18 protein-coding genes are annotated in these 22,780 nt (G+C 68.9%); 10 read left to right on the plus strand and 8 right to left on the minus strand.

Annotated features, from left to right (window positions below):
- Window positions 1-177: 177 nt before the first annotated feature.
- The 3 genes from ABZ382_RS35850 to ABZ382_RS35860 are packed head-to-tail and all read left to right on the plus strand — an operon-like array spanning window position 178 to window position 1,920.
- Window positions 178-909 (plus strand): rhomboid-like protein, encoded by a 732-nt coding sequence (locus ABZ382_RS35850; protein ID WP_357098598.1) that lies wholly within the window; start codon window positions 178-180, stop codon window positions 907-909.
- Window positions 910-932: 23 nt separating this feature from the next.
- Window positions 933-1,610, plus strand: coding sequence for an endonuclease NucS (nucS, locus tag ABZ382_RS35855; protein ID WP_357098601.1), 678 nt, complete (start codon window positions 933-935; stop codon window positions 1,608-1,610).
- A gap of 4 nt (window positions 1,611-1,614) precedes the next feature.
- Window positions 1,615-1,920, plus strand: a complete 306-nt coding sequence (locus ABZ382_RS35860) for an ATP/GTP-binding protein (RefSeq protein ID WP_357098604.1) — start codon at window positions 1,615-1,617, stop codon at window positions 1,918-1,920.
- 176 nt (window positions 1,921-2,096) lie between these two features.
- Here ABZ382_RS35860 and ABZ382_RS35865 read toward each other — a convergent pair whose 3' ends face one another.
- Both ABZ382_RS35865 and mce read right to left on the minus strand, forming a co-directional pair.
- Window positions 2,097-3,068 carry a hypothetical protein gene (locus ABZ382_RS35865; RefSeq protein ID WP_357098607.1) on the minus strand — a complete coding sequence of 324 codons (972 nt, stop codon included), beginning with the start codon at window positions 3,066-3,068 and terminating at the stop codon, window positions 2,097-2,099.
- Window positions 3,069-3,154: 86 nt separating this feature from the next.
- A complete protein-coding gene (gene mce, locus ABZ382_RS35870) occupies window positions 3,155-3,652 on the minus strand; it encodes a methylmalonyl-CoA epimerase (protein ID WP_357098610.1) in 498 nt (165 codons plus the stop codon).
- 87 nt (window positions 3,653-3,739) lie between these two features.
- On the opposite strand from mce, the gene ABZ382_RS35875 reads away from it, so the two are divergent.
- The 3 genes from ABZ382_RS35875 (at window position 3,740) to ABZ382_RS35885 (ending at window position 6,381) form a co-directional block, all read left to right on the plus strand.
- Window positions 3,740-4,924 carry an acetyl-CoA C-acetyltransferase gene (locus ABZ382_RS35875; protein WP_357098612.1) on the plus strand — a complete coding sequence of 395 codons (1,185 nt, stop codon included), beginning with the start codon at window positions 3,740-3,742 and terminating at the stop codon, window positions 4,922-4,924.
- 169 nt (window positions 4,925-5,093) lie between these two features.
- Complete coding sequence (locus ABZ382_RS35880) at window positions 5,094-5,465, plus strand: DUF3817 domain-containing protein (RefSeq protein ID WP_357098615.1); 372 nt, start codon at window positions 5,094-5,096, stop codon at window positions 5,463-5,465.
- Between the two features lie 58 nt (window positions 5,466-5,523).
- Window positions 5,524-6,381, plus strand: coding sequence for a tetratricopeptide repeat protein (locus tag ABZ382_RS35885; protein WP_357098680.1), 858 nt, complete (start codon window positions 5,524-5,526; stop codon window positions 6,379-6,381).
- Window positions 6,382-6,457: 76 nt separating this feature from the next.
- Here ABZ382_RS35885 and ABZ382_RS35890 read toward each other — a convergent pair whose 3' ends face one another.
- Window positions 6,458-7,819, minus strand: a complete 1,362-nt coding sequence (locus ABZ382_RS35890; protein ID WP_357098618.1) for a TrpB-like pyridoxal phosphate-dependent enzyme — start codon at window positions 7,817-7,819, stop codon at window positions 6,458-6,460.
- A 120-nt stretch (window positions 7,820-7,939) separates the two neighbouring features.
- Here ABZ382_RS35890 and ABZ382_RS35895 point away from each other — a divergent pair, with 120 nt between their 5' ends.
- Window positions 7,940-8,560: a TIGR03086 family metal-binding protein gene (locus tag ABZ382_RS35895; protein ID WP_357098621.1), complete on the plus strand. Its 621-nt coding sequence runs from the start codon at window positions 7,940-7,942 to the stop codon at window positions 8,558-8,560.
- A 7-nt stretch (window positions 8,561-8,567) separates the two neighbouring features.
- Here the strand turns inward: ABZ382_RS35895 and glgB are convergent, their stop codons facing one another.
- From glgB to ABZ382_RS35910, 3 genes are read right to left on the minus strand one after another with little or no spacing between them, the layout of a single operon-like run.
- Window positions 8,568-10,739 (minus strand): 1,4-alpha-glucan branching protein GlgB, encoded by a 2,172-nt coding sequence (gene glgB / locus ABZ382_RS35900; protein ID WP_357098624.1) that lies wholly within the window; start codon window positions 10,737-10,739, stop codon window positions 8,568-8,570.
- Window positions 10,736-12,739 (minus strand): alpha-1,4-glucan--maltose-1-phosphate maltosyltransferase, encoded by a 2,004-nt coding sequence (locus ABZ382_RS35905; protein ID WP_357098626.1) that lies wholly within the window; start codon window positions 12,737-12,739, stop codon window positions 10,736-10,738. Before ABZ382_RS35905 ends, glgB begins: the two co-directional genes overlap by 4 nt.
- Before the next feature lie 22 nt (window positions 12,740-12,761).
- Window positions 12,762-13,412, minus strand: coding sequence for a PaaI family thioesterase (locus ABZ382_RS35910; RefSeq protein ID WP_357098629.1), 651 nt, complete (start codon window positions 13,410-13,412; stop codon window positions 12,762-12,764).
- 222 nt (window positions 13,413-13,634) lie between these two features.
- On the opposite strand from ABZ382_RS35910, the gene glgP reads away from it, so the two are divergent.
- Window positions 13,635-16,208, plus strand: a complete 2,574-nt coding sequence (gene glgP / locus ABZ382_RS35915; RefSeq protein WP_357098632.1) for an alpha-glucan family phosphorylase — start codon at window positions 13,635-13,637, stop codon at window positions 16,206-16,208.
- Window positions 16,209-16,214: 6 nt separating this feature from the next.
- Here glgP and ABZ382_RS35920 read toward each other — a convergent pair whose 3' ends face one another.
- On the minus strand, window positions 16,215-18,269 hold the full coding sequence (locus tag ABZ382_RS35920; protein WP_357098635.1) for an AMP-binding protein: 2,055 nt from the start codon (window positions 18,267-18,269) through the stop codon (window positions 16,215-16,217).
- A gap of 269 nt (window positions 18,270-18,538) precedes the next feature.
- Between ABZ382_RS35920 and ABZ382_RS35925 the strand changes: the two genes are divergently transcribed.
- Together ABZ382_RS35925 and ABZ382_RS35930 are read left to right on the plus strand one after the other, a co-directional pair.
- Window positions 18,539-19,906 carry an NCS2 family permease gene (locus ABZ382_RS35925; protein ID WP_357098638.1) on the plus strand — a complete coding sequence of 456 codons (1,368 nt, stop codon included), beginning with the start codon at window positions 18,539-18,541 and terminating at the stop codon, window positions 19,904-19,906.
- Window positions 19,907-20,065: 159 nt separating this feature from the next.
- Entirely contained in the window at window positions 20,066-20,572 is a 507-nt protein-coding gene (locus ABZ382_RS35930; RefSeq protein ID WP_357098641.1) for a DoxX family protein, read from the plus strand.
- A gap of 161 nt (window positions 20,573-20,733) precedes the next feature.
- Here the strand turns inward: ABZ382_RS35930 and ABZ382_RS35935 are convergent, their stop codons facing one another.
- On the minus strand, window positions 20,734-22,779 hold the full coding sequence (locus ABZ382_RS35935; protein WP_357098644.1) for an ATP-dependent DNA helicase: 2,046 nt from the start codon (window positions 22,777-22,779) through the stop codon (window positions 20,734-20,736).
- Window position 22,780 lies beyond the last annotated feature (1 nt).

The raw sequence follows: 22,780 nt of genomic DNA on the forward strand, positions 1-22,780 counted from the left end.
GATGGTACTGCACTCGACAGGGTGTGGGAGAGTAGGACACCGCCGGAACATCATTCGCGAAGGCCCCCAGCATCTGCTGGGGGCCTTTGGCGTATTCTGATATGCCCCGGGTATCCCGGGGATATACCCACAGAGAGTTCCCAGCCGAAAACCAGTCCCGGCTGGATGAGAAAGACAATGATCGACAGCATGGTCCTCGCGCCCGCGCCTCAGCGGCCCGTCACCGCCCGCCGCTTCCGGTGGTCGGCTCTCTGGCTCCCCGCCACCTACAGCTACGTGGGTGTGCTGATGGCGGTGGCTTTTGCCCTGACCATGGTGAGCGCTCCCCGTGAGACGCGAATCCTGCTGCACGCCAGCACCAACCTGCACAATCTCACCAACGGCCGTTTCGGCACATTGTTCTCCAGCGCTTTCCTGGTCGGTGAGGGCGCGGCCACGGCCTTCCTGATCGTCCCCATGCTGGCCTGCCTGCTCGCGTTGGCGGAGCGCAGGTTCGGGGCTGTGAAGCTTGTGCACACTTTCTTCGTCGGCCATATCGGTGCGACGGTTCTGGTCGCGCTGGGCCTGTGGGTGGCTGTGCAGTCGCAGCTGATCCCCGGCAGCATCGCCATGGCCCAGGACGTGGGTGTCAGTTATGGCGCGATGACGGTGGTGGGTGCGCTGGTGGCTGTGCTGCCGCCGCATCGCCGGTGGGTGTGGGCGGGCACCTGGCTGTCGTTCGCGCTGGGCGGGGTGGTGCTGTGGCACACCTTCACCAATGTGGGTCATTTCCTGGCGCTGTGCCTCGGTCTGGGTATCGGGCGGCTGACGATTCGCCGGCAGGGCGGCGTGGTGCGGCCCTTGAATGTTCCGGAGTACGTGATGTTGGCGGGCGGCTCGATTTTCGCCTGCCTGATGCTGCTGGGCTGAAGCCCGGTCACTAGACTCGACCGGTGCGCCTTGTGATTGCTCGTTGCCAGGTCGATTACGTTGGCCGTCTGACCGCCCATCTGCCCATGGCTCGTCGTCTGCTGATGATGAAGGCCGACGGCTCGGTGCTGGTCCATTCCGACGGTGGTTCCTACAAGCCGCTCAACTGGATGAGCCCGCCGTGCTGGCTGGAGGAGCGGGAAACCGATTCCGAGACAAGCCAACTGTGGGTGGTGTCCAACAAGGCCGGCGAGGAACTCCGGATCACGGTCGAGGACATCGAGCTGGATTCCAAGCACGAGCTGGGTGTGGACCCGGGTCTGGTGAAGGATGGCGTCGAGGCGCACCTGCAGGAGCTGCTGGCCGAGCACATCGAGACCCTCGGTCCCGGTTACACCCTGATCCGCCGCGAGTACATGACCGCGATCGGCCCGGTGGACATTCTGTGCCGGGACGCCGACGGCTCCACCGTGGCCGTGGAGATCAAGCGCCGCGGTGAGATCGACGGCGTGGAACAGCTCACCCGCTACCTCGAGCTCCTCAATCGCGACCCCCTGCTGGCCCCCGTGGCCGGCGTGTTCGCCGCCCAGCAGATCAAGCCGCAGGCGAAAACCCTTGCCGCCGACCGCGGTATCCGCTGCCTCACCCTGGATTACGATGCCCTGCGCGGCACCGACTCCAGCGAATTCCGGCTCTTCTAGGCCCATGCCCCGGCGCAAGCCCCGCCCCAAGGATTCGGCGCGATCCCACCAGGATTCGCGCCCCCTCGGCGATGTCTTCGGCCGCACCGAGCACGGCCCCGGCACCGACGAATCCTTCATCGTCCGAACGGTTCCCGGCACCCGGGCCACGAAACCCTATCGCTGCCCCGGCTGCGATCAGGTGATCCCACCCGGCACCCCGCACATCGTGGCCTGGGCCGAGTACGGAGGCGAGGACGACCGCCGGCACTGGCACACGGGCTGCTGGAAGGGCCGCAACACCCGCACCATCACCCGCCGCTGGTCCTGACCACCTCTGGGCGCTCAACGCCTTCACAGCCGCTTTCCGCGGCCTGTCCGGATCCCCGGCCGCCTCCGGTCCGCATCACAGTGCCGCGCAACAACATCGGTGGCGCATAAGGAAGGCCGCCTCCCGGTGTGGGAGGCGGCCTTCGTACGGAACGGGTTGTCGCCCGGGTGGTGGAATTAGCCGGAGATGTCGGCGTTCTCGCGGTCGTCGACGAGGTCCTCGTCGTCCTGCGCCTCGGAGATGGCCTTGCGGCCGCCCTTGGCGAGGGAACGCTGTTCCGGTGCGCCGTCGAGGAGTTCGCTTTCACGGTTGACGGCGGCGAGCATGGCCGGGACCGAGTCGAGCTGGCCGCGGATGCCGAGCAGCTGGGCCAGGACGCGGCCGCGGAGGACACGCATTTCCTCGGCGAGTTCCTTGGCGTGCGCGATCTTCCGATCGGCGGTGTTGGTCGCCGAGGTGATGAGGCGGTTGGCCTCGTCGGTGGCGTCCTTGATGCGCTGGGCGGCCTCGGCGCGGGAGGTGGCCTCGAGCTCCTCCATGGCGCGGGTCAGCTTGGTGCGCCGCTCCGCCATGGTGACCTCGAAGTCCTGCTGCGTCGCCTTGCGCTTGGCGTCGGACTCCTTGGTGAGGCGGTCGGCCTCGGCGTTGGCCGCCTCGACGATCTTGGCGGACTCGGAGCGGGCGTTGGCGAGGGTCTGCTCGAATTCGATTTCGAGAGCTTCGCGCTTCTCCTTGGTCTCGGAGAGGAGCGATTCGTACTTCCCACGCATTTCGGTGGCCTGCTGCTCGGCGATCGAGATCATCTCGGCGGCCTCGGCCTGAGCCTGGGCGCGGACCTCGGAGGCCTCGTCGGAGGCCAGGCGCAGCATGCGGGAGATGCGATCGGACATGCCTTCGGCGGTCGTCGGCGGCACGGACAGCCGGTCGACTTCCTTACGGAGCTCGTCGATCTCGTCCCGGGCATCCTCGAGCTGGGCGGCCAGGTTGCGGGCCTGGGCGGCGGCGGCATCGCGGTCGGTGGCGGTGACCCTTAGCTCGGCATCGAAACGGTCGAAGTAGTTACGCACCTCGTCACGGTCATAACCCTTCCGCACAACGGTAAAGGGCAGCGCGACGAAGCGATTGCGATCGGGCTCAGTGGACGACATGCCCCACAAACTACAGCCTGACCGTCGCGGATGGTGACCCGACCGCGAATGTTGTTACGCCCTCTTTAGGAGGGCGGAACACGGTACTAGTGAGTAGTTTTCGCGGCCGGTTCGACGAGTTCGACCAGCACACCGCCAGCATCCTTGGGGTGGATGAAATTGATGCGCGAACCAGCGGTTCCGCCACGCGGCTCTGCGTACAGCAAACGCAAGCCCCGTTCACGAAGTTGCGCGGAAACCGCCTCGACATCGGTGACGCGGTAGGCGAGCTGCTGCAGGCCAGGACCGTTTCGGTCGATGAACTTGGCGATGGTGGACTCCTCGTTGAGCGGAGCCAGCAACTGGAGAGCGACCGAGCCCTCGGGCGTGCCGGGGACCGACAGCATGGCCTCGTGGACGCCCTGCGACTCGTTGATCTCGCGGTGGGTCTCCACCATGCCCAGATTGTCGCGGTACCAGGCGACCGCGGAATCCAGGTCCGGCACGGCGATTCCCACGTGATCGACGGCCACGACGTATTCCGACGGGATGAATGCGGTGTTCTCGGTAGTGCTCACAGGACTGACGGTAGCGCGCACCCGCATACCCCCGCCGAAGTGCCTGGAGTTACCGTGGAGTACGGCTCCGATGGTTGGCGGGGCCGCGACGACACACAGTAAGTGAGGCCCCACGTGACGACTACCTCCGTGATCGTGTCCGGTGCGCGCACCCCGGTGGGTCGCCTGCTCGGGTCGCTGAAGGATTTCAGTGGCTCCGACCTGGGCGGCATCGCCATCAAGGCGGCGCTGGAGAAGGGCGGGGTAGCGCCCGAGCAGGTCGACTACGTGATCATGGGCCAGGTGCTCACCGCCGGCGCGGGCCAGATCCCGGCCCGGCAGGCCGCGGTCGCCGCGGGGATCCCGATGGACGTCCCGGCGCTGACCATCAACAAGGTGTGCCTGTCCGGCATCAACGCAATCGCCCTGGCGGATCAGCTGATTCGCGCCGGTGAGTACGAGATCGTGGTGGCCGGCGGCCAGGAGTCCATGACCAATGCCCCGCACCTGCTCGAGAAGAGCCGTGAGGGCTTCAAGTACGGCGACGTGAACCTGCGCGACAGCATGGCCTACGACGGCCTGTACGACATCTTCACCGACCAGGCCATGGGCGCCCTCACCGAGCAGCGCAACGACACCGACAAGATCAGCCGCGAGGAGCAGGACGCCTTCGCCGCCGCCTCCCACCAGAAGGCGGCCGCGGCCTGGAAGAACGGCCTGTTCGCCGACGAGGTCGCGCCGGTCTCCATCCCGCAGCGCAAGGGCGACCCGATCGTGTTCGCCGAGGACGAGGGCATCCGCGCCGACACCACCGCGGAGTCGCTGGGCAAGCTGCGTCCGGCCTTCCGCAAGGACGGCAGCATCACCGCCGGTTCGGCCTCCCAGATCTCCGACGGCGCGGCCGCCGTGATCGTCATGTCGAAGGCCAAGGCCGAGGCGCTGGGTCTGAGCTGGATCGCCGAGATCGGCGCGGCCGGCGTCGTCGCCGGTCCGGACTCCACCCTGCAGGACCAGCCCGCCAACGCCATCGCGAAAGCCTGTGCCAAGGAAGGCATTTCGCCCGCCGACCTGGACCTGGTCGAGATCAACGAGGCCTTCGCCGCGGTCGGCATCGCGTCCACCCGCGCGCTGGGCATCGACCCGGAGAAGGTGAACGTCAACGGCGGCGCCATCTCCATCGGCCACCCGCTGGGCATGTCCGGCGCCCGCATCGTGCTGCACCTGGCCAACGAGCTGAAGCGCCGCGGCGGCGGCGTCGGCGCGGCCGCCCTGTGTGGCGGTGGCGGCCAGGGCGACGCCCTGATCATCCGCGTGAAGTAGCAACGCTCGTACGGCACGGCCCCGGCTCGTCGAGCCGGGGCCGTGGCCGTTCCCGCGGACCCCGCATCGTCCTTTCGATGGATTTCCCATACCAGTAATCCGGTGCGGCCGTCCAGGATGTGACCAGGTCCACTACAGGGTGTCGTAGTTGTCCGGCAGAATGGTCGGCATGGGTGATCTGTTCGACCTGTCTACGGTCGCAAAGCGCGTGCGGTTCTTCGGCCTGCTGGAGGTTCCCTCCTGGGTGCTGCTGTTCATCGGCTCCGCCCTCAAGCGCGCCGACGCGCTGGGCATCGCCGATCAGCCGATCAAGTGGCCGGTGATGGTGTTCGGCATGCTGCACGGCGTCGTGTTCCTGGCGTACGCGATCAACTGCCTGCTGGCCTCGCGTGAGTTCGAATGGCCGGGCAAGACCACGCTTCTCGCGCTGGCCTCCTCGGTGGTGCCGTTCACCTCCGTGCTCTTCGAGCGGTGGGCGATCAAGACGGGTCAGCTGGGTGAACTGAGCGGAGCCCCGGCGCCCGCCGCCGCCGCTTCGTGACAAACTGGATGGCGTGACTCGACCCGCACGCCGTCCTTCCGCCGCCGCAGCCGCCGCCATGTCGGGCGCTGTGGACCTGTCCGCTCTCAAGCAGCCGGCCGCCCCCGCGGGGGAGGTCCCGGGTGACCACGCCGTCACCGAGGCCAATTTCGAGGATCGAGTGCTGCGGCGCTCCACCCAGGTCCCGGTGGTGGTGGCGCTGTATTCGCAGCGCAGCCCGGGCAGCATCGAGCTGGTGAAGCTGCTCGAGCAGCTGGTCGGCCGCAGCGGCGGCGACTGGGATCTGGCCACCGTCGAGGCCGAGGCCAATATGCGCATCGCGCAGGCCTTCGGCGTGCAGGGCATTCCGACCGTGGTCGCGGTGGCCGCGGGCCAGCCGCTCGCCGACTTCACCGGCAACCAGCCCGAGGAGCAGGTGACGCAGTGGCTGGCCGCCGTGGTGGACGCCGTGCGCGGCAAGCTCCCCGGTGTCGGCGAGGGTGAAGCCGCCGAGCCGGAGGTCCCCGAGGATCCCCGTTTCGTCGCGGCCGAAGAGGCGTTGGAGCGCGGCGAATTCGACAACGCCATCGCCGCCTACCGGGACATCCTGACCGCCGAGCCGAACAATGCCGAGGCCAAGGCCGCGCTGCGGCAGGTCCAGTTCATCTCCCGCGTGCAGGATCTCGACCCGGCCGCGGTGGCCAAGGCCGACGCCGACCCGGCGGACCTGGATGCCGCCATCGCCGCCGCCGACCTCGAGATGTTCAACCAGCAGCCCGACGCCGCGTTCGACCGGCTGATCGCCCAGGTCAAGCGCACCGCCGGGGACGACCGCACCCGGGTCCGCACCCATCTGCTGGAGCTGTTCGAGCTCTTCGACCCGGCTGAGCCGCTGGTCGTCGCCGCCCGCCGCAAGCTGGCCGCCGCGCTGTACTGACGGTTTCGGAGATCAGGGAGTTCTCACCGCGGCGATTCGGAACAGAATCCTGCGGCGGGAGCTCCCTGATCTGTGTTCAGAGCTTGGGCAGCCCGGCGAGGGCCGCCTCGATGCGGGTTTGGGGCAGCTCGAAATCGGGGATGTCGCCCGCCAGATAGCGTTCGTAGGCGGTCATGTCGAAGTGGCCGTGCCCGCACAGCGCCGTGAGCAGGACTTTCTCCTCTCCGGACGCGGTGCAGCGGTTGGCTTCCTCGATGACCGCCGCGAGCGCGTGCGAGGGTTCGGGGGCGGGCAGGATGCCCTCGGTCTTGGCGAAAGTGACCGCCGCGGCGAAGCATTCGCGCTGCTGCTTGGACACCGCCTCGAACAGCCCGAGCTCGTACATGTGCGAGAGCAGCGGCGACATGCCGTGGTAGCGCAGACCGCCCGCGTGCACGGGATCGGGGATGAAGTCGTGGCCGAGGGTGTGCATCTTCATCAGCGGCGTGAAGCCCGCGGTGTCGCCGAAGTCGTAGGCGTAGATGCCGCGGGTGAACGACGGGCAGGCGGCCGGTTCGACGGCGCGGATGACGGGATTCCCTCGGCCCGCGAGCTTTTCGCGCAGGAACGGCAGGAACAGGCCCGCGAAGTTGGAGCCGCCGCCGGTGCAGCCGATGATCACGTCGGGGGCGCGCTCGCCCGCCGCGGCGAACTGCTTCAGCGCCTCCTCGCCGATGACGGTCTGATGCATGAGCACGTGGTTGAGCACGCTGCCCAGCGCGTAGCGGGTGAACGGGTCGGCCGCGGCCACCTCGACCGCCTCGCTGATGGCGATGCCCAGGCTGCCGGGCGAATCCGGGTGGTCGGCAAGGATTTTCGCGCCGGCCGCGGTGACCGGGGAGGGGCTGGCGTGCACGGTCGCGCCCCAGGTCTGCATGAGGGTGCGCCGGTGCGGCTTCTGGTCGTAGGAGGCGCGGACCATCCACACCTCGCAGTCGATGCCGTACTGCGCGCAGGCGAAGGACAGCGCGCTGCCCCACTGGCCCGCGCCGGTCTCGGTGGTCAGGCGGCGGGTGCCTTCGGCGGCGTTGTAGAAGGCCTGCGGCACAGCGGTGTTCGGCTTGTGTGAGCCCGCCGGGGAGACGCCCTCGTACTTGTAATAGATGCGCGCCGGGGTGCCGAGCGCTTTCTCGAGTCGGCGTGCCCGGAACAGCGGTGTCGGCCGCCAGAGCCGGTACACGTCGATGACCTCGTCCGGGATGTCGAGGTAGCGGTCGCCGCTCACTTCCTGCCGGATCAGTTCCATGGGGAACAGCGGGGCCAGGTCCTCGGGGCCGACGGGCTGCCCGGTGCCGGGGTGCAGCGGTGGCGGCGGAGGTTCGGGCAGGTCGGGGATGACGTTGTACCAACGCCGCGGGATCTCGGATTCGTCCAGTGTGATCTTGGTGCGCTCGTCCACGGGGCCCTCCCGGGCTTGATCCGACTGTCCGTCCAGGGTGCGCCCGAAGCGGACCTGTTGGTGTGGAATTCGCCGGATTGTTCCTGGTCATGATCGCTCGAAATTAGTAAGCTGATGCATATGATAAGCACATACGAAGAATTGCTGGCCTCGGGAACGGAACTGCTCGCACTGGACGCCCGCGCGGTGCGCGCGAGCATCGACGTGGTGGCGGGGGTGACCTCGGACGACCTGGACGCGCCCACCCCGTGCGAGGGCTGGACCCTGCGAGATCTGCTGGAGCACATGATCGTTCAGCACTACGGGTTCGCGGCGGCGGCCCGCGGCGAGGGTGATATCGGGTTGTGGAAGCCGCGGCCGCTCGGCGCGGATCCGGTCGGCGAATACCGCGCGGCGGCCGAGCACGTGCTGGCCACCTTCGCCGAGCCGGGTGTTCTGGAACGGCAGTTCCCCTTGCCGGAGGTCCGCGAGGGCATCGTCATCCCGGGGACGCTGGCGGTGAGCTTCCACTTCATCGACTACGTCGTGCACGCCTGGGACGTCGCGCGGGCGCTCGGCCGGACCGTGGACTTCGACGACGACCTGCTGAGCGCGGCGCTGCCGGTGGCCGAGGCCGTCCCGCGGGGCCCGGAGCGGGAGCGGCCGGGCGCGTCGTTCGCGCCGGAAGTGCCCGGTGTCCAGGGGGCGGGGCTGGATCGGGTGCTGGCGGTGCTGGGACGCTCGCCGGGCCGGCCGGAATAGGGACCTGTCAGTCGCGCGCGACCGGTGGCGTGGTCGAGAGCCAGATCGCGCTGTGTGGGGGCAGGGTGAGGGCGGCCGAGACCGGTCGGCCGTGCCACGGCTGCTGTTCGGCCGGGATCGGCCCGCGGGCGCCCGCGCCGCTGCCGCCGTAGGCCACCGCGTCGGTATTGAGCACCTCGTACCACGAATCCTGTTCGCACTCCGGCAATCCGATGCGGTAGCCGCTGAGCTGCCGCCCGGAGAAGTTGTACACGCAGGCGAGGATCGACCCGTCGGTGCCGTACCGCAGGAACGACAGCACATTGTTGTCGCGGTCGTCGGCGTCGATCCAGGCGTACCCGCCCGGCGAGGTGTCCTGACTCCACAGCGCCGGATTCCCGACGTAGAGCTGGTTGAGGTCGCCGACCAGGGCCTGGATGCCGCGGTGCAGCGGGTTCTCCAGCTCGTGCCAGTCCAGTCCGCGATCGTGGTCCCATTCCCGGAACTGGCCGAAGTCCTGGCCCATGAACAGCAGCTGTTTGCCCGGGTGCGCCCACAGGTAGGCGAGCAGCGCCCGCACCCCGCCCGCCTTGGCGTAGTCGTCGCCGGGCATGCGGGTCCACAGCGTGCCCTTGCCGTAGACGACCTCGTCGTGGCTGATCGGCAGCAGGTAGTTCTCGCTCCAGGCGTAGGTGAGGGAGAAGGTGACCTCGTTGTGGTGCCAGCTGCGGTGCACGGGATCGCGGGCCAGGTAGCCGAGGGTGTCGTGCATCCAGCCCATGTTCCATTTCATGGTGAAGCCGAGCCCGTCGACCTCGGTGGGTCGGGTGACGCCGGGCCAGGTGGTCGACTCCTCGGCGATGGTCAGCACGCCCGGATGATGCTTGTGCACGGTGGCGTTCATTTCCTGGAGGAAGGCGACGGCCTCCAGGTTCTCGCGGCCGCCGTGGATGTTCGGTTCCCAGTCCGGGCGCGAATAGTCGAGGTAGAGCATGGAGGCGACGGCGTCCACGCGCAGGCCGTCGAGGTGGAATTCCTCGATCCAGTACAGCGCGTTGGCGACCAGGAAGTTGCGGACCTCGTGGCGGCCGAAGTTGAAAACGTAGGTGCCCCAGTCGAGTTGCTCGCCGCGGCGCGGGTCGGCGTGCTCGTAGAGGGCGGTGCCGTCGAAGCGGGCCAGCGCCCATTCGTCGCGCGGGAAGTGCGCGGGCACCCAGTCCAGGAGCACGCCGATGCCCTTGCGGTGCAGGTGATCCACGAGGAAACGGAAGTCGTCGGGGGAGCCGAAGCGGGCGGTCGGCGCGAAGTAGGAAGTGACCTGGTAGCCCCACGAGCCGCCGAAGGGGTGCTCGGCCACGGGCAGCAGTTCCACATGGGTGAACCCTTGGGCGAGAACGTATTCGGCGAGCTGCTCGGCGAGCTCGCGATAGCCGAGGCCCGGCCGCCAGGAGCCGAGGTGCACCTCGTAGATGCTGATCGGCGCGCGCAGCGGGTCGGTGCGGGCGCGTCCCCGCAGCCATTCCCCGTCGCCCCAGGTGAATTCGCTCTCCGTGATCACCGAGGCGGTGGCGGGCGGCACCTCGGTGGCGAAGGCCATGGGGTCGGCGTGGTCGACCACGCGCCCGTCCGCCCCGTGCACCCGGTACTTGTAGAGCGCCCCCGGCCCGATACCGGGCAGGAACAGCTCCCACACGCCCGAATCGCCGAGTCTGCGCATGGGCGCGGTGTTTCCGCTCCAGCCGTCGAAGTCCCCGATCACGGCGACGCCGCGCGCATTGGGCGCCCACACCGCGAACGCGGTGCCCGTCACCTCGCCGTCGAAGGAGGGGTAGGTCCGGGGATGCGCGCCGAGCACCTCCCACAGCCGCTCGTGGCGGCCCTCCCCGAGCAGGTGCAGGTCGATGTCGCCGAGGGTGGGCAGGAAGCGGTAGCCGTCGGCCTCGACCACGGTGCGCCCACCCGGATAGGAGGCGACGATCCGGTAGTCCCACAGCTCCGGGAACGGCAGGACGGCCTCGAACACCCCATGATCCCGGTGTGTCAGAGGATGATCCACCTCGCCGACGCGGGCCGCGACCGCGTCCGCGTGCGGGCGCAGCACCCGGATGACGGTGCCGTCCGGATGCGGGTGGGCCCCCAGCACGGTGTGCGGATCGGGATGCGTGCCCGCCGCCAGCAGCAGGAGGTCACGCCGGTTCATCGGAACGATCTGCGATAGGCGAGTTCGGTGCGCGCGGCGGCCGGGACCGGCGGCAGGGTGAGGATGTGGGCGGCCGCGCGATGCGGGTCCAGGCGCACGTAATTGCTCTGGCCCCAGTGGTATTCCTCGCCGGTGATCTCGTCGGTCACCACCGGCCGGTCGTGCCATTCGCGCCCGATGGCCGGCAGGTCCAGCGACACCATGCCGTGCTCGGTCCCGAACGGGTTCAGGTTCACCACGACGAGCACCGCGTCACCGGTGGTCGGATCCATCTTCGAGAACGCCAGGATCGCGTCGTTGTCCACCGGGTGGAAGTGGATGCAGCGCACCTGCCGCAGTGCCGGGTGCGCGCGCCGGATCTCGTTGAGCCGGGTCAGCCACGGTTCCAGGGATTCCCCGCGTGCGGCCGCGGCGGCGAAATGCCGTGGGCGCAGCTGGTATTTCTCCGAATCGAGGTATTCCTCGCTACCGGGCCGCACCGCCTGGTGCTCGTACAGTTCGAAGCCGGAGTACACGCCCCAGGTCGCGCCGAGCGTGGCGGCCAGCACGGCCCGGATCGCGAACATGCCGGGCCCGCCGTGCTGCAGGCTCTCGTGCAGGATGTCGGGGGTGTTCACGAACAGGTTGGCGCGCGCCTCGTCGGCCTTGGCGGCGAGCTCCCGCCCGAACTCCTCGAGCTCGTGCTTGTGGGTGCGCCAGGTGAAATACGTGTAGGACTGACTGAATCCGCGGCGGGCGAGCCCGTACATGCGGGCCGGGCGGGTGAACGCCTCGGACAGGAAGATGATCTCCGGGTGCTTCTCGTGCACCGCGGCGATCAGCCATTCCCAGAAGTCGGCGGGCTTGGTGTGCGGATTGTCGACCCGGAAGATGGTGACGCCCAGGCCGATCCAGTGCCGGACCACGCGCAGCACCTCGGCGTAGAGCCCGTCGGGGTCGTCGTCGAAGTTGAGCGGGTAGATGTCCTGGTACTTCTTGGGCGGGTTCTCCGCGTAGGCGATGGTGCCGTCGGGCAGGGTGATGAACCACTCCGGGTGGGCGGTCACCCAGGGGTGGTCGGGCGCGCACTGCAAGGCCAGGTCGAGCGCCACCTCCAGGCCCAATTCCCGGGCGGCCGAGACGAAGTCGGCGAAGTCGGCCTCGGTGCCCAGCCGCGGGTGGATGGCGTCGTGGCCGCCCTCGTCGGAGCCGATGGCCCACGGCGAGCCCACATCCTCGGGGCCCGCGGTCAGGGAGTTGTTGGGCCCCTTGCGGTTCACCTTCCCGATCGGGTGGATCGGCGGCAGGTACACCACGTCGAACCCCATGGCGGCGATGCGCGGCAGATCCTTGGCGGCGGTGGCGAAGGTGCCGTGCACCGGTTTGCCCGCGGCGTCCCAGCCGCCGGTGGAGCGCGGGAAGAATTCGTACCAGGAGCCGTACAGCGCCCGCTGCCGGTCCACCTGCACGGTGTGCAGCGGCCCGTGGGTCACCAACTCCCGCAACGGGGTTGCCCGCAGGATCTCGCCGACCTCGGCGCTGAAGGCGGGCGCCACGCGCGCGGGCAGCTGGGCGTCGCTGCGCAGGGCGGCCGCCGCGGCGCGCAGGATCTGCCACTGCTGCTTGGGCACCGCGAGCGCGGCCTTGTCGAGCAGGCGCGCCCCGAGCTCCAGGTCGTTGGCCAGGTCGACGGCGCTCTGCCCGACGGCCAGCTTGGCCTCGACCCCGTAACGCCAGGTGGCGATGGGATCGCTCCAGCCCTCGACGCGGAAGGTCCAGCGGCCGGGCGTGCTCGGGGTGAACACCGCGTTGAACACGTCCGGCTCGTATTCCGGGCTCATGCGAATGCGTTGCGTGCGTGCCGAACCCGGGCCCTGCACCGCGAGGGTCGCGGCCACGACCTCATGTCCCTCGCGCCAAACCACGGCCCGGACCGGGACCACCTCGCCCACCACGGCCTTCGACGGCCGGCCGCCGGGGATCGCGGGGGCGGTGTCATCGATGGCGATGCGGCCGGTCACGCCTTCGAACTTACCGGAGCGACTACTGCTGGCCCGGCTTGAGGAGCAGGAACAGGCCGTGCGCCTCGGCACACAGCCGGTCGCCGTCGTGCAGGGTGGCGCGCACGAACACCTTGCGGCCCTCCTGCCGCTCCACCCAGCCGTGCACCCTCAGCTCGGTGTTCAGCGGCGTGATGGACCGGTAGTCGACGTGCAGGAAGGCGGTGCGGGTGACCGCGCGCGTGTTCAACGCCACGGTCATGCCGAGCAGGTCGTCGAAGCCCAGCGCGATGTGGCCGCCGTGCGCCGCGGCATTGCCGCCCAGGTGGAAGGTGCGGAAGGTGATGCGCGCGTGCACGCCCTCGGCGCTCGCGTCGTCGATCAGGAACGGCGGCAGGGTGATATTGCCGCGCGCGGGCAGGTCGTTGCGGTGCCAGGCGGGCGCGTCCCACTCGTCGCCGACCGCGGAGTCGAGCTTGGCATTGAGTTCCTTGAGCGTGGCGATGGCCTCGAGGGCGACCTCGTCGGTCGGGGAGGCCAGCCGGACCCGGTCCATCAGCCCGCGCACCTGCTCGATGAACTCCCCGTAGTGCGGCCCACCCCGGCTGGCGTCGCGCCCTAGGGTCTGGATCGGCCGGAACCCGCCCTCATGGTGCTCCTCGGGGGCCAGTGCCTCGACCTGCTGCTCGCTCATGCTGAAACACGTTATCGGTTGCTTACCGGATGCTCCGCGCTGGGATACCGCTGACCAGCATCAGACCAGCCCTGAGGTTCGCGGCCGTCTCGATTCTGGACTGACGGAGCGGGGGAGCGAACGGCTCCATGGACCTGCGCCTTGGAGGAGCGGAGGAGGGAAGAATCGAGACTTAGGGGCCGTGAACCAGCCCGGAGCGAAGCGGAGGGCAGAATAAGCACCGTGAAGGCATTGCGTCGATTCACCGTTCGTGCACATTTGCCGGAGCGGTTGGCTGCTCTTACCGAGTTGGCGACCAATCTGCGCTGGTCCTGGCATGGGCCGACACAGGACGTATTCGCGGAGCTGGATCCCCGGCTGTGGGTCGAGGTCGGGAACGATCCGGTGCGGATGCTGGGTGAGGTGACCGCCGAACGGCTCGACGAGCTGGCGGGGGACGAGGCCTACACGGCGCGTGTCGATGCCGCCGCGGAGGACTTGCGTGACTACCTGGCCCGGCCCCGCTGGTTCCAGAAGCAGCAGAGCGGGCCGCGCGGGATCGCCTACTTCTCGATGGAGTTCGGCGTCACCGAGGTCCTGCCCAATTACTCGGGCGGGCTCGGGATTCTGGCGGGCGACCACCTCAAGGCCGCCTCCGATCTGGGACTGCCGCTGATCGGCGTCGGATTGCTGTACCGCTCCGGCTATTTCCGGCAGTCGCTGACCGCCGACGGCTGGCAGGCCGAGCACTATCCGGCGCTGGACCCCATGGGTCTGCCGCTGCGGCTGCTCACCGACGGCGACTCCGGCGCGCCCGTGCTCATCCACGTGTCCATGCCGGAGGGCCGGGTGCTGCGCGCCCGGGTGTGGATCGCCCAGGTCGGCCGGATCCCGCTGCTGCTGCTCGACTCCGACATCGCCGAGAACGATCCGGAACTGCGGGCCGTCACCGACCGCCTCTACGGCGGCGACCAGGACCACCGCATCAAACAGGAGATCCTGGCCGGGATCGGCGGCGTGCGCGCGGTGCGCGCCTACACCCGCGCCAACGGCCTGCCCGATCCGGACGTCTTCCACATGAACGAGGGCCACGCCGGTTTCCTCGGCATCGAACGCATCCGCGAATTCATGGTCGCCGGAATGGATTTCGACACCGCGCTGACCGCGGTCCGGGCGGGCACCGTCTTCACCACCCACACCCCGGTGCCCGCGGGCATCGACCGTTTCGCGAGCGCGCTGGTGCGCCGCTACTTCGGCGGCGCGCACGGTGAACGCGAATCCCCGGTGCTGCCGGGCGTTTCGGTGGACCGCATCCTCGCCATGGGCCGCGAGGCCGATCCGTCGGTGTTCAACATGGCCCACCTGGGCCTGCGGCTCGCCCAGCGCGCCAACGGCGTGTCGAAGCTGCACGGTGAGGTCAGCCGCGCCATGTTCGCGCCGCTGTGGCCGGGCTTCGACACCGCCGAGGTGCCGATCGGCTCGATCACCAACGGTGTGCACGCCCCCACCTGGGCCGCGCGCGAATGGATCGACAAGGCCCGTGAGTTGATCGGCGACGAACTGGTCGAGGAGGCCCGCGGCTGGGAACGGCTCAACGACGTGGACCTGCGCGAACTGTGGTCCACCCGCAATGCCCTGCGCGGCGTCCTGGTCGACGAGGTGCGCCGCCGGTTGCGGTCCTCCTGGCTCGACCGCGGCGCCGCCCCGGCCGAACTCGGCTGGGTGGACGAGGTTTTCGACCCGCGCGTGCTGACCGTCGGCTTCGCCCGCCGCGTCCCCACCTACAAGCGGCTCACCCTCATGTTGCGCGACCCGGACCGGCTGCGGGCCCTGCTGCTCGACCCGGAACGCCCGGTGCAGCTGGTGGTGGCGGGCAAGTCCCATCCGGCCGACGAGGGCGGCAAGGCGCTGATCCAGCAGATCGTCCGGTTCGCCGACGATCCGGCGGTGCGGCACCGCATCGTCTTCCTGCCCGACTACGACATCTCCATGGCCCGCTACCTGTACTGGGGTTGCGACGTCTGGCTCAACAATCCGCTGCGCCCGCTCGAGGCGTGCGGCACCTCCGGCATGAAGTCCGCCCTCAACGGCGGCCTCAACCTGTCCATCAAGGACGGCTGGTGGGACGAGATGTGCGACGGCGAGAACGGCTGGTCCATCCCGACCGCCGACGGCGTCCGCGACGAGCACCGCCGCGACGACCTCGAGGCGTCCGCGCTCTACGAACTGCTGGAACGCGCTGTGCTGCCGCGCTTCTACGACCGCGACCACGACGACCTGCCGGTGCGCTGGATGGAGATGGTCCGCCACACCCTGCGAACGCTGGGCCCGAAGGTGCTGGCCTCGCGCATGGTCCGCGACTACGCCGTCGACTACTACGCGCCCGCCGCCGCGGCCTTCGGCGCGGTGTCGGCCGACGACTTCAAGGGCGCGCAGGACCTGTCGGTGTACCGCCGCCGCGTCGAATCCGCCTGGCCCACCGTGAAAGTCCTGCAGGTGGACAGCGCCGGGCTGCCCGATATCCCGGTGATCGGCGCGGAACTGGACCTGCGGGCCCGCATCGACCTGGGCGGGCTGACCCCCGCCGACGTCAGCGTGCAGGCGGTGCTGGGGCGGGTCTCACCCAGCGACGACCTCACCGACGTCCACAGCTTCACCATGCTGCACGCCGGAAACGATTCCGGCGCGGACGTTTTCACCATCCGGACACCGGTGCCGATCTCCGGTGCGGTCGGCTACACCATCCGCATCCTGCCGCACCATCCGCTGCTGGCCTCGGACGCGGAACTGGGCCTGATCGCCTCGCCCAGCCCGTAGTCGCGCTCAGGCGGGCGCGATCAGCGTCCGCTTGAGAATCTTCCCGGTCGTATTGCGCGGCAACGCCTCCAGGAAGGTGACGTCGCGCGGCACCGAGAAGCGGCTCACCCGGTGCCGGATGTAGTTGCGCACCATCTCCGAGTCCAGCCCGGAGCCGGGCCGCGGCACCACGAAAGCCGCCAGGCGCTGGCCGAATTCGTGATCCGGCACGCCCACCACCGCCACCTCGCTCACCTGCGGCAGATGCGACAGCGCCTCCTCCACCGCGCGCGGGAAGACGTTCTCGCCACCGGAGATGATCATCTCGTCGTCACGCCCGGCCACGAACAGCCTGCCGGAGGCGTCGAGATAGCCGATATCGCCGGTGTCGAGCATGCCGTCGGCCTCGTCGGGCGGGGTGGCGTCGGTGTAGCCGTCGAAGAGCATGTGATTGCCGACGAAGATGCGGCCCGTCGCGCCCACCGGCACCGGCCGCCGATCCGGGCCCAGCACCGCCAGTTTCGTGCCCAGCGGCGGCCGGCCCGCGGTGGTGGGGGACACCCGCAGATCCGCGGGGTCGGCGATGGACGCCCACGACACCTCGGTGGAGCCGTACACGTTGTAGAGGATGTCGCCGAAGGTGTCGAGGAAACGCAGCACCGTCGCACCGTCGAGCGGCGCACCGCAACTGGCCACGATGCGCAGGCTCGACAGGTCGTAGCGGGCGCGCACCTCTTCGGGCAGATCCAGGATCCGGGTCACCATGATCGGCACCACCACCAGCGCCGTCACCTTGTGCTCGGCCACCCGGCGCAGCGTGTCCTCGGCGTCGAAATGGTCGCCCAGCAGCACCGTCGCCCGTACGGCCGTCGACATCTGCAGCGCCCCCAGCCCCCAGGTGTGGAACAGCGGGGCCGGGATGAACATGGTCTCGTTGGTGCCGAACGGGATGCGCGACAGCAGCGCGGCCACCGTCCCGAATCCCTTGGGGTGCGGGCGCCGCGCGCCCTTGGGCGTCCCGCTGGTGCCGGAGGTGAGCACCACCAGCCGGCCCGGTCGCGGCGCCTTGCGCGGCGGATCCTGACGCATGGCGATCAGGTCCTCGATGCTGGTGCGGCCCGCGTCCGGCGGCGCGTCATCGGCGGTGAAGCGGGGGATGTCGGCGGGCACGTGGCGCACCAGATCCTCGAACTCGCTGTCGGAGAACAGCGCCGAGAGCCGGTGCCGCTGCACGATCTCCTCGATCTGCCGCGCGGGCAGCCCGGTATTGAGCAGCACCGCGTCCGCGCCCGACTTGCCCGCCGCCACCATGCACTCGACCATGCCGGTGTGATTGCGGCACAGCAGCCCGATCGACGTGCCCGGGCCGAAGCCGAGCGAGGTGAACGCGCCCGCGAGTGCGCTACTGCGCGCGTGCAATTGGTCGAAGGTGCTCGAGTACCGGTCGTCGATCACCGCCGCCCGGCGCGGGGAGTGCGCGGCCGCCGCCGCGTATCCGCCGCCCAGACTGAACCCCCACTTGGCCAGGCCGCCGATCTGCCGCAGGCCCACATCGGGGCGATAGGTGCGCACCACGCCGGAGCTCACCATCTGCCGGACCACCCCGGCCTGCAACTTCATTCGCGAATCCTCGGCATTGACGATGCGTGCCGTCGGCGCGCCCTGGATCAGCTCGGCGACCCGTTCGAGCCCCGCCACCGTCCAGGTCACCGCCGCGTGGTTCGGCAACCGGGTGAGCAGCGGATGCACGTGCGTGGCCTTGAAATAGGTGACGTAGACGCGGGTGTGCCCGGTGTCGCCGCGCAGCCGGACCGTCGCGAAGCTGCCGTGCTCGGGGTGATGCAGCTCGAAACCCTCACCGGCGCGAGTGATGTGCAGCTGGACCCGCACCACGCGAATCTCGGTATCCGCGCCGCCGACCCGGAAATTCCACGCGGGGTGCGCATCGACGGTGTCGACGGGTTCGCAGGCGCCGATTCCAGGAAATAGCCGGGGGTAGGTCTGTGGATCGATCAGGACGTCCCAGAGTGCTTGGCGGTCGATCGCGAACTCCGCGACCGCGTCGATGACTTCGGTAACCACTGGCGTACAACTTCTGCCTGGCCGGTTCCCCTGATCAACCCCGGCGGATTACGTATTTGTAACGTCCCAGACAATGGCGGTCAAGGATCTCTAATTACCGGCCGGTAATCAGTTTATTTGCGGACCAATTGCGCTGGTGATGCCCGGAAACCAACGCTCTGGCAGGTGGGATTGCCCACAGTTCGCCGGGGTGGTGAGCGAACCGACCCGTCCGACCAACTAGCGTGACCAGCAGCCTCTGTCCTCCGGCCGACTGGAGATCCCCACCTATGAGCACCGACGTCCTCACGCGCACCAAGGGGCGCGTCGACCGGTACTTCGGCGTCAGCGAACACGGTTCCACCTTCAAGCGCGAGCTGATGGCCGGCACCGTCACCTTCCTGGCCATGTCCTACGTGCTCGCGGTGAACCCGCGCATCCTCGGCGACGGCCCCGGCGGCGATCTCCACGACAAGGGCATGCCGGTCCAGGCCGTGTTCACCGCGACCGCGATCGCCGCCATCTTCGGCACCCTGGTCATGGGCCTGTGGGCCAAGTACCCGGTCGCGCTCGCGCCGGGCATGGGCCTCAACGCCTTCTTCGCCTACACCGTCGTGCTGCACATGGGCATTCCGTGGCAGGAGGCGCTGTCGGGCACCTTCCTGTCCGGCGTCATCTTCTTCATCCTCGCGGTGACCAAGGTGCGCGAGAAGATCATCGAAGCCATCCCCATGCAGATGAAACTCGCGGTCGGCGCGGGCATCGGCATGTTCGTGGCCTTCCTGGGCCTCAAGAGCGCCGGGATCGTCACCTCCGATCCGAACACCTTCGTGCACCTGGGCAACTTCCACCACGGCACCACCCTGCTGGCACTGTTCGGCCTGGTCGCGACGGTCGTCTTCCTGGTGCTCGGCTGGCACGGCGCGGTGCTCTACGGCATCCTCGCCACCACCGTGGTCGGCATGGTGACGGGTCTGGTGAAGCTGCCGGACTCGGTGGCCGCGCTGCCGCACGGACTGGATCAGACCTTCGGCCAGGCCATCATCCACCTGCCGGGCGCGTTCACCGGGCAGATGGTGGTGGTCGTGCTGACCATGCTGTTCGTGGACTTCTTCGACGCCTCCGGGACCCTGATCGGCGTTGCCAACCAGGCCGGGCTGCTGGGCAAGGACGGCAAGCTGGAACGCGCCGGGCAGGCCCTGGCCGCCGACTCGGTCGGCACCGCCGCGGGCGCGGTGATCGGCACCTCGAGCACCACCGCCTATGTGGAATCCACCGCGGGCGTCTCGGCGGGCGGCCGTACCGGCCTGACCGCGGTCGCCACCGCGGGCTGGTTCCTGATCGCGCTGTTCTTCTTCCCGATCTTCGCGGTGTTCGCCGACGTCTCGGCGGTGACCGCGCCCGCGCTCATCGTGGTCGGCGTGCTGATGGCCCGGGCGCTGGGTGAGATCGAGTGGAACAAGCTCGAATTCGCGGTGCCCGCGTTCATCACCGTGATCATCATGCCGCTGACCTACTCCATCGCCAACGGCATCGCGATGGGGCTGCTGTTCTATCCGATCGTCATGATCGCGAAACGGCGTGCGCGCGAGGTGCATCCGATCATGTGGGTGCTGATGGCGGTGTTCCTCTACTACTTCTGGTTCCTGGCCGAGTAGGGGAGCGACTCTCGGACCCGTGGCGGGTACGGATTTCGGGCGCGAGGCGGAATAGCCTCGCGCCCGTTGTGGTTGGGGACCTGCTGTAGGCTTCGAAACGGACCACGGTCCGGATGGAATCGCCGGAGCGACGTAGACCCGAGAGACGAGGACCCAGCCATGACCGCAACCGCGAACGCCACCACCCCCGAGTCCCTGACGGGCGCCGACATCGGCCTGGCCATCGTGCGGGTGAGCGTCGGCGGCCTGCTGGCCGTGCACGGCACCCAGAAGCTGTTCGGCTGGTTCAACGGCTACGGCCTGGACGCCACCGCGGGCGGGTTCGCGAGCATGGGCTACGACCCGGCCAAGTTCTTCGCCACCCTGGCCGGGCTGAGCGAGGTGGCCGGCGGTCTGCTGCTGGCGCTGGGCCTGCTGACGCCCCTGGCCGCGGCCATTGTGCTCGGCACCATGATCAATGCGGTGAACGCCGCCTGGAGCGGCGGCTTCGCGATGTGGGAGCTGCCCGCGGTCTACGCCCTCGTGGCGGTCGCCTTCGCGTTCGCGGGCCCGGGCCGGATCTCGCTCGACGCGGGCCGTCCGTGGCAGCGTCAGGGTCTGGCCTGGAGTGCCGGCGCGATCGCGCTCGGCGTGGTGGCCGCGCTCATCACCCTTGCGGTGAAGTAGCGAAACCCGATCGGGAAGTTTCGGGTCCCCGCGCCGCGTGCAGGGCTTGGCGCGGGGACTACGGACACATCCGATGTGGGAATTGGGGGTTCACCGGAGTATCGAAATCCAATTTACTTCTGCCCGGAAGTAGGAGCTACTCCTGTGAGGGTTCTCACAGGTCATTTCAATTGTGCGACACTATTTGTCAGTCGTTCGAGAGCTTTTGTCACAACTTGGGGATCGGATGTTTCCCAATAGGGTGGTAAAGATGCTCGGAGATAACCGCCATAGCGTGCCGTCGCGAGTCGCGAATCGAGAATTGCGATAACGCCGCGATCGTCCACACTGCGCAGCAGGCGCCCTGTGCCCTGTGCCAGCAGCAGCGCCGCGTGATTCGCCGCGATCGACAGAAATCCATTGCCACCTCGGGATTCGACCGCCCGCTGGCGGGCCACCAGCAGCGGGTCGTCCGGGCGTGGGAACGGAATGCGGTCCAGGATCACCAGACTCAGCGACGGTCCCGGGACATCCACGCCCTGCCAGAGCGAAAGTGTTCCGAACAGTGAGGTTTCCGGGTCGTCGGCGAATTTCCGGACAAGTGCGCCGGTCGCGTCGTCACCTTGGCACAACACGGGCGTATCGAGCCGTTCACGCAGAATCTCGGTGGCCGCCTTGGCCGCTCGCATCGACGAGAAAAGCCCGAGCGTGCGCCCGCCCGCCGCGCGAATGAGACGTTCGATCTCGTCCAGGTAGGACTGTGGCAGCCCGTCCCGGCCCGGCGCGGGCAGATGCTTTGCCACATACAGGATTCCGGACTTGGCGTGATCGAACGGTGAACCCACGTCCACCGAATTCCACCGCAGCGCTTTCTCGTCCGAGGGGGCCTCGGCGCCGTTGGCCAGCGCCGGATCCACCACCGCCGACGACTGCGGCGGCAGCCCCCAGGTCACCGCCAGATTGTCGAAGGAACCACCGATCTGCAGCGTCGCCGAGGCCAGCACCACGGTGGCGGTGCCGAACAGGCGGCTACGCAGCAGACCGCCCACCGACAGCGGGGCCATCTGCAGGGTCCGGCGCGGCACCCCGCGCAGCTCCTCCGAGGACAGCCAGACCACATCGCGGTGTGCGGCAGGATCGGCTTCCTCGAAGGTGGTGAGCACCCGGACCGCGGCGTCGTGCACCTCCTCCACCGCCGCCAGCGCCTGATTGCGGGCCGCCGCCGACTCCGGATCGGCGGCCTGGCCGCCCTGCGGGGCCAGCGCGGTGCGGGCGTTCCAGGCCGCGTCGCGGATCAGCGCCAGCACCGGGGCCGCGCCGTCGGGCATCCGGTCCCAGCGGCCGGGCTGCAGGTCGTCGAGCAGGCCGTGCCAGGCCTCGGCCGCGCCCTCGAGCCGGTCCACTTCCTGTTCGTCGATGAGCTTGGAGCAGCGTTTGGCGGCGGCGCTGATGCCGCCGGTGGACAGTTCGGCGGTGGCCACGCCGGTCACCCGGTCCACCAGTTCGTGCGCCTCGTCCACGACCACCACGTCGTGTTCGGGCAGCACCTGGATGCCGCTGATGGCGTCGATGGCCAGCAGTGCGTGATTGGTCACCACCACATCGGCCTGGGCGGATTCGGCGCGCGCCTTCTCCGCGAAGCAGTCCTGGCCGAACGCGCAGCGGGACTTGCCCACGCATTCGCGGGAGCTGACGCTCACCTGCCGCCATGCGCGATCGGTCACGCCCGGGGTCAGCTCGTCGCGGTCGCCGTTCTCGGTGTCGGAGACCCATTCGTTGAGGCGCTGGACCTCGCGGCCCAGCTTCGAGATGGCGAAAGCGTCGAACAGTTCCTGCTCCGGCTCGTCCGGAATCGCGCTGTTGATCTTGTTCAGGCACAGATAGTTGTTGCGGCCCTTGAGGATCGCGAACTGCGGCACACGACCCAGATCCGACGCGAGCGCGTCGGCCAGGCGCGGGAGGTCGCGATCCACCAGCTGACGCTGCAGGGCAATGGTCGCCGTCGACACCACGACGGTCCGGCCCGTCCGCACCGCGTGGCGCAGACTCGGCACCAGATAGGCGAGGGACTTTCCGGTACCCGTGCCGGCCTGGACAGCGAGGTGCTCACCGGTGTCGATGGCGTGCGCGACCGCCGCGGCCATGGTCTGCTGCCCCTTGCGTTCCTTACCTCCCAACGCCTGTACAGCGGTGGCCAGGAGCTTGGGAACGGCAGGCAGTTCGGGCACG

It is taken from the genome of Nocardia sp. NPDC005825 (genome assembly GCF_040630175.1).
Lineage (GTDB): Bacteria > Actinomycetota > Actinomycetes > Mycobacteriales > Mycobacteriaceae > Nocardia.

Excerpts from the sequence above, each read along its gene's own strand:
- ABZ382_RS35895 (WP_357098621.1), top strand. The coding sequence starts at position 7,940 with ATGATAAGCACATACGAAGAATTGCTGGCCTCGGGAACGGAACTGCTC.
- ABZ382_RS35850 (WP_357098598.1), top strand. The coding sequence starts at position 178 with ATGATCGACAGCATGGTCCTCGCGCCCGCGCCTCAGCGGCCCGTCACC.
- ABZ382_RS35910 (WP_357098629.1), bottom strand. The coding sequence starts at position 13,412 with ATGAGCGAGCAGCAGGTCGAGGCACTGGCCCCCGAGGAGCACCATGAG.
- mce (WP_357098610.1), bottom strand. The coding sequence starts at position 3,652 with ATGCGGGTGCGCGCTACCGTCAGTCCTGTGAGCACTACCGAGAACACC.
- ABZ382_RS35925 (WP_357098638.1), top strand. The coding sequence starts at position 18,539 with ATGAGCACCGACGTCCTCACGCGCACCAAGGGGCGCGTCGACCGGTAC.
- ABZ382_RS35865 (WP_357098607.1), bottom strand. The coding sequence starts at position 3,068 with ATGTCGTCCACTGAGCCCGATCGCAATCGCTTCGTCGCGCTGCCCTTT.
- ABZ382_RS35930 (WP_357098641.1), top strand. The coding sequence starts at position 20,066 with ATGACCGCAACCGCGAACGCCACCACCCCCGAGTCCCTGACGGGCGCC.
- ABZ382_RS35880 (WP_357098615.1), top strand. The coding sequence starts at position 5,094 with ATGGGTGATCTGTTCGACCTGTCTACGGTCGCAAAGCGCGTGCGGTTC.
- glgB (WP_357098624.1), bottom strand. The coding sequence starts at position 10,739 with ATGAACCGGCGTGACCTCCTGCTGCTGGCGGCGGGCACGCATCCCGAT.
- ABZ382_RS35885 (WP_357098680.1), top strand. The coding sequence starts at position 5,524 with ATGTCGGGCGCTGTGGACCTGTCCGCTCTCAAGCAGCCGGCCGCCCCC.
- ABZ382_RS35860 (WP_357098604.1), top strand. The coding sequence starts at position 1,615 with ATGCCCCGGCGCAAGCCCCGCCCCAAGGATTCGGCGCGATCCCACCAG.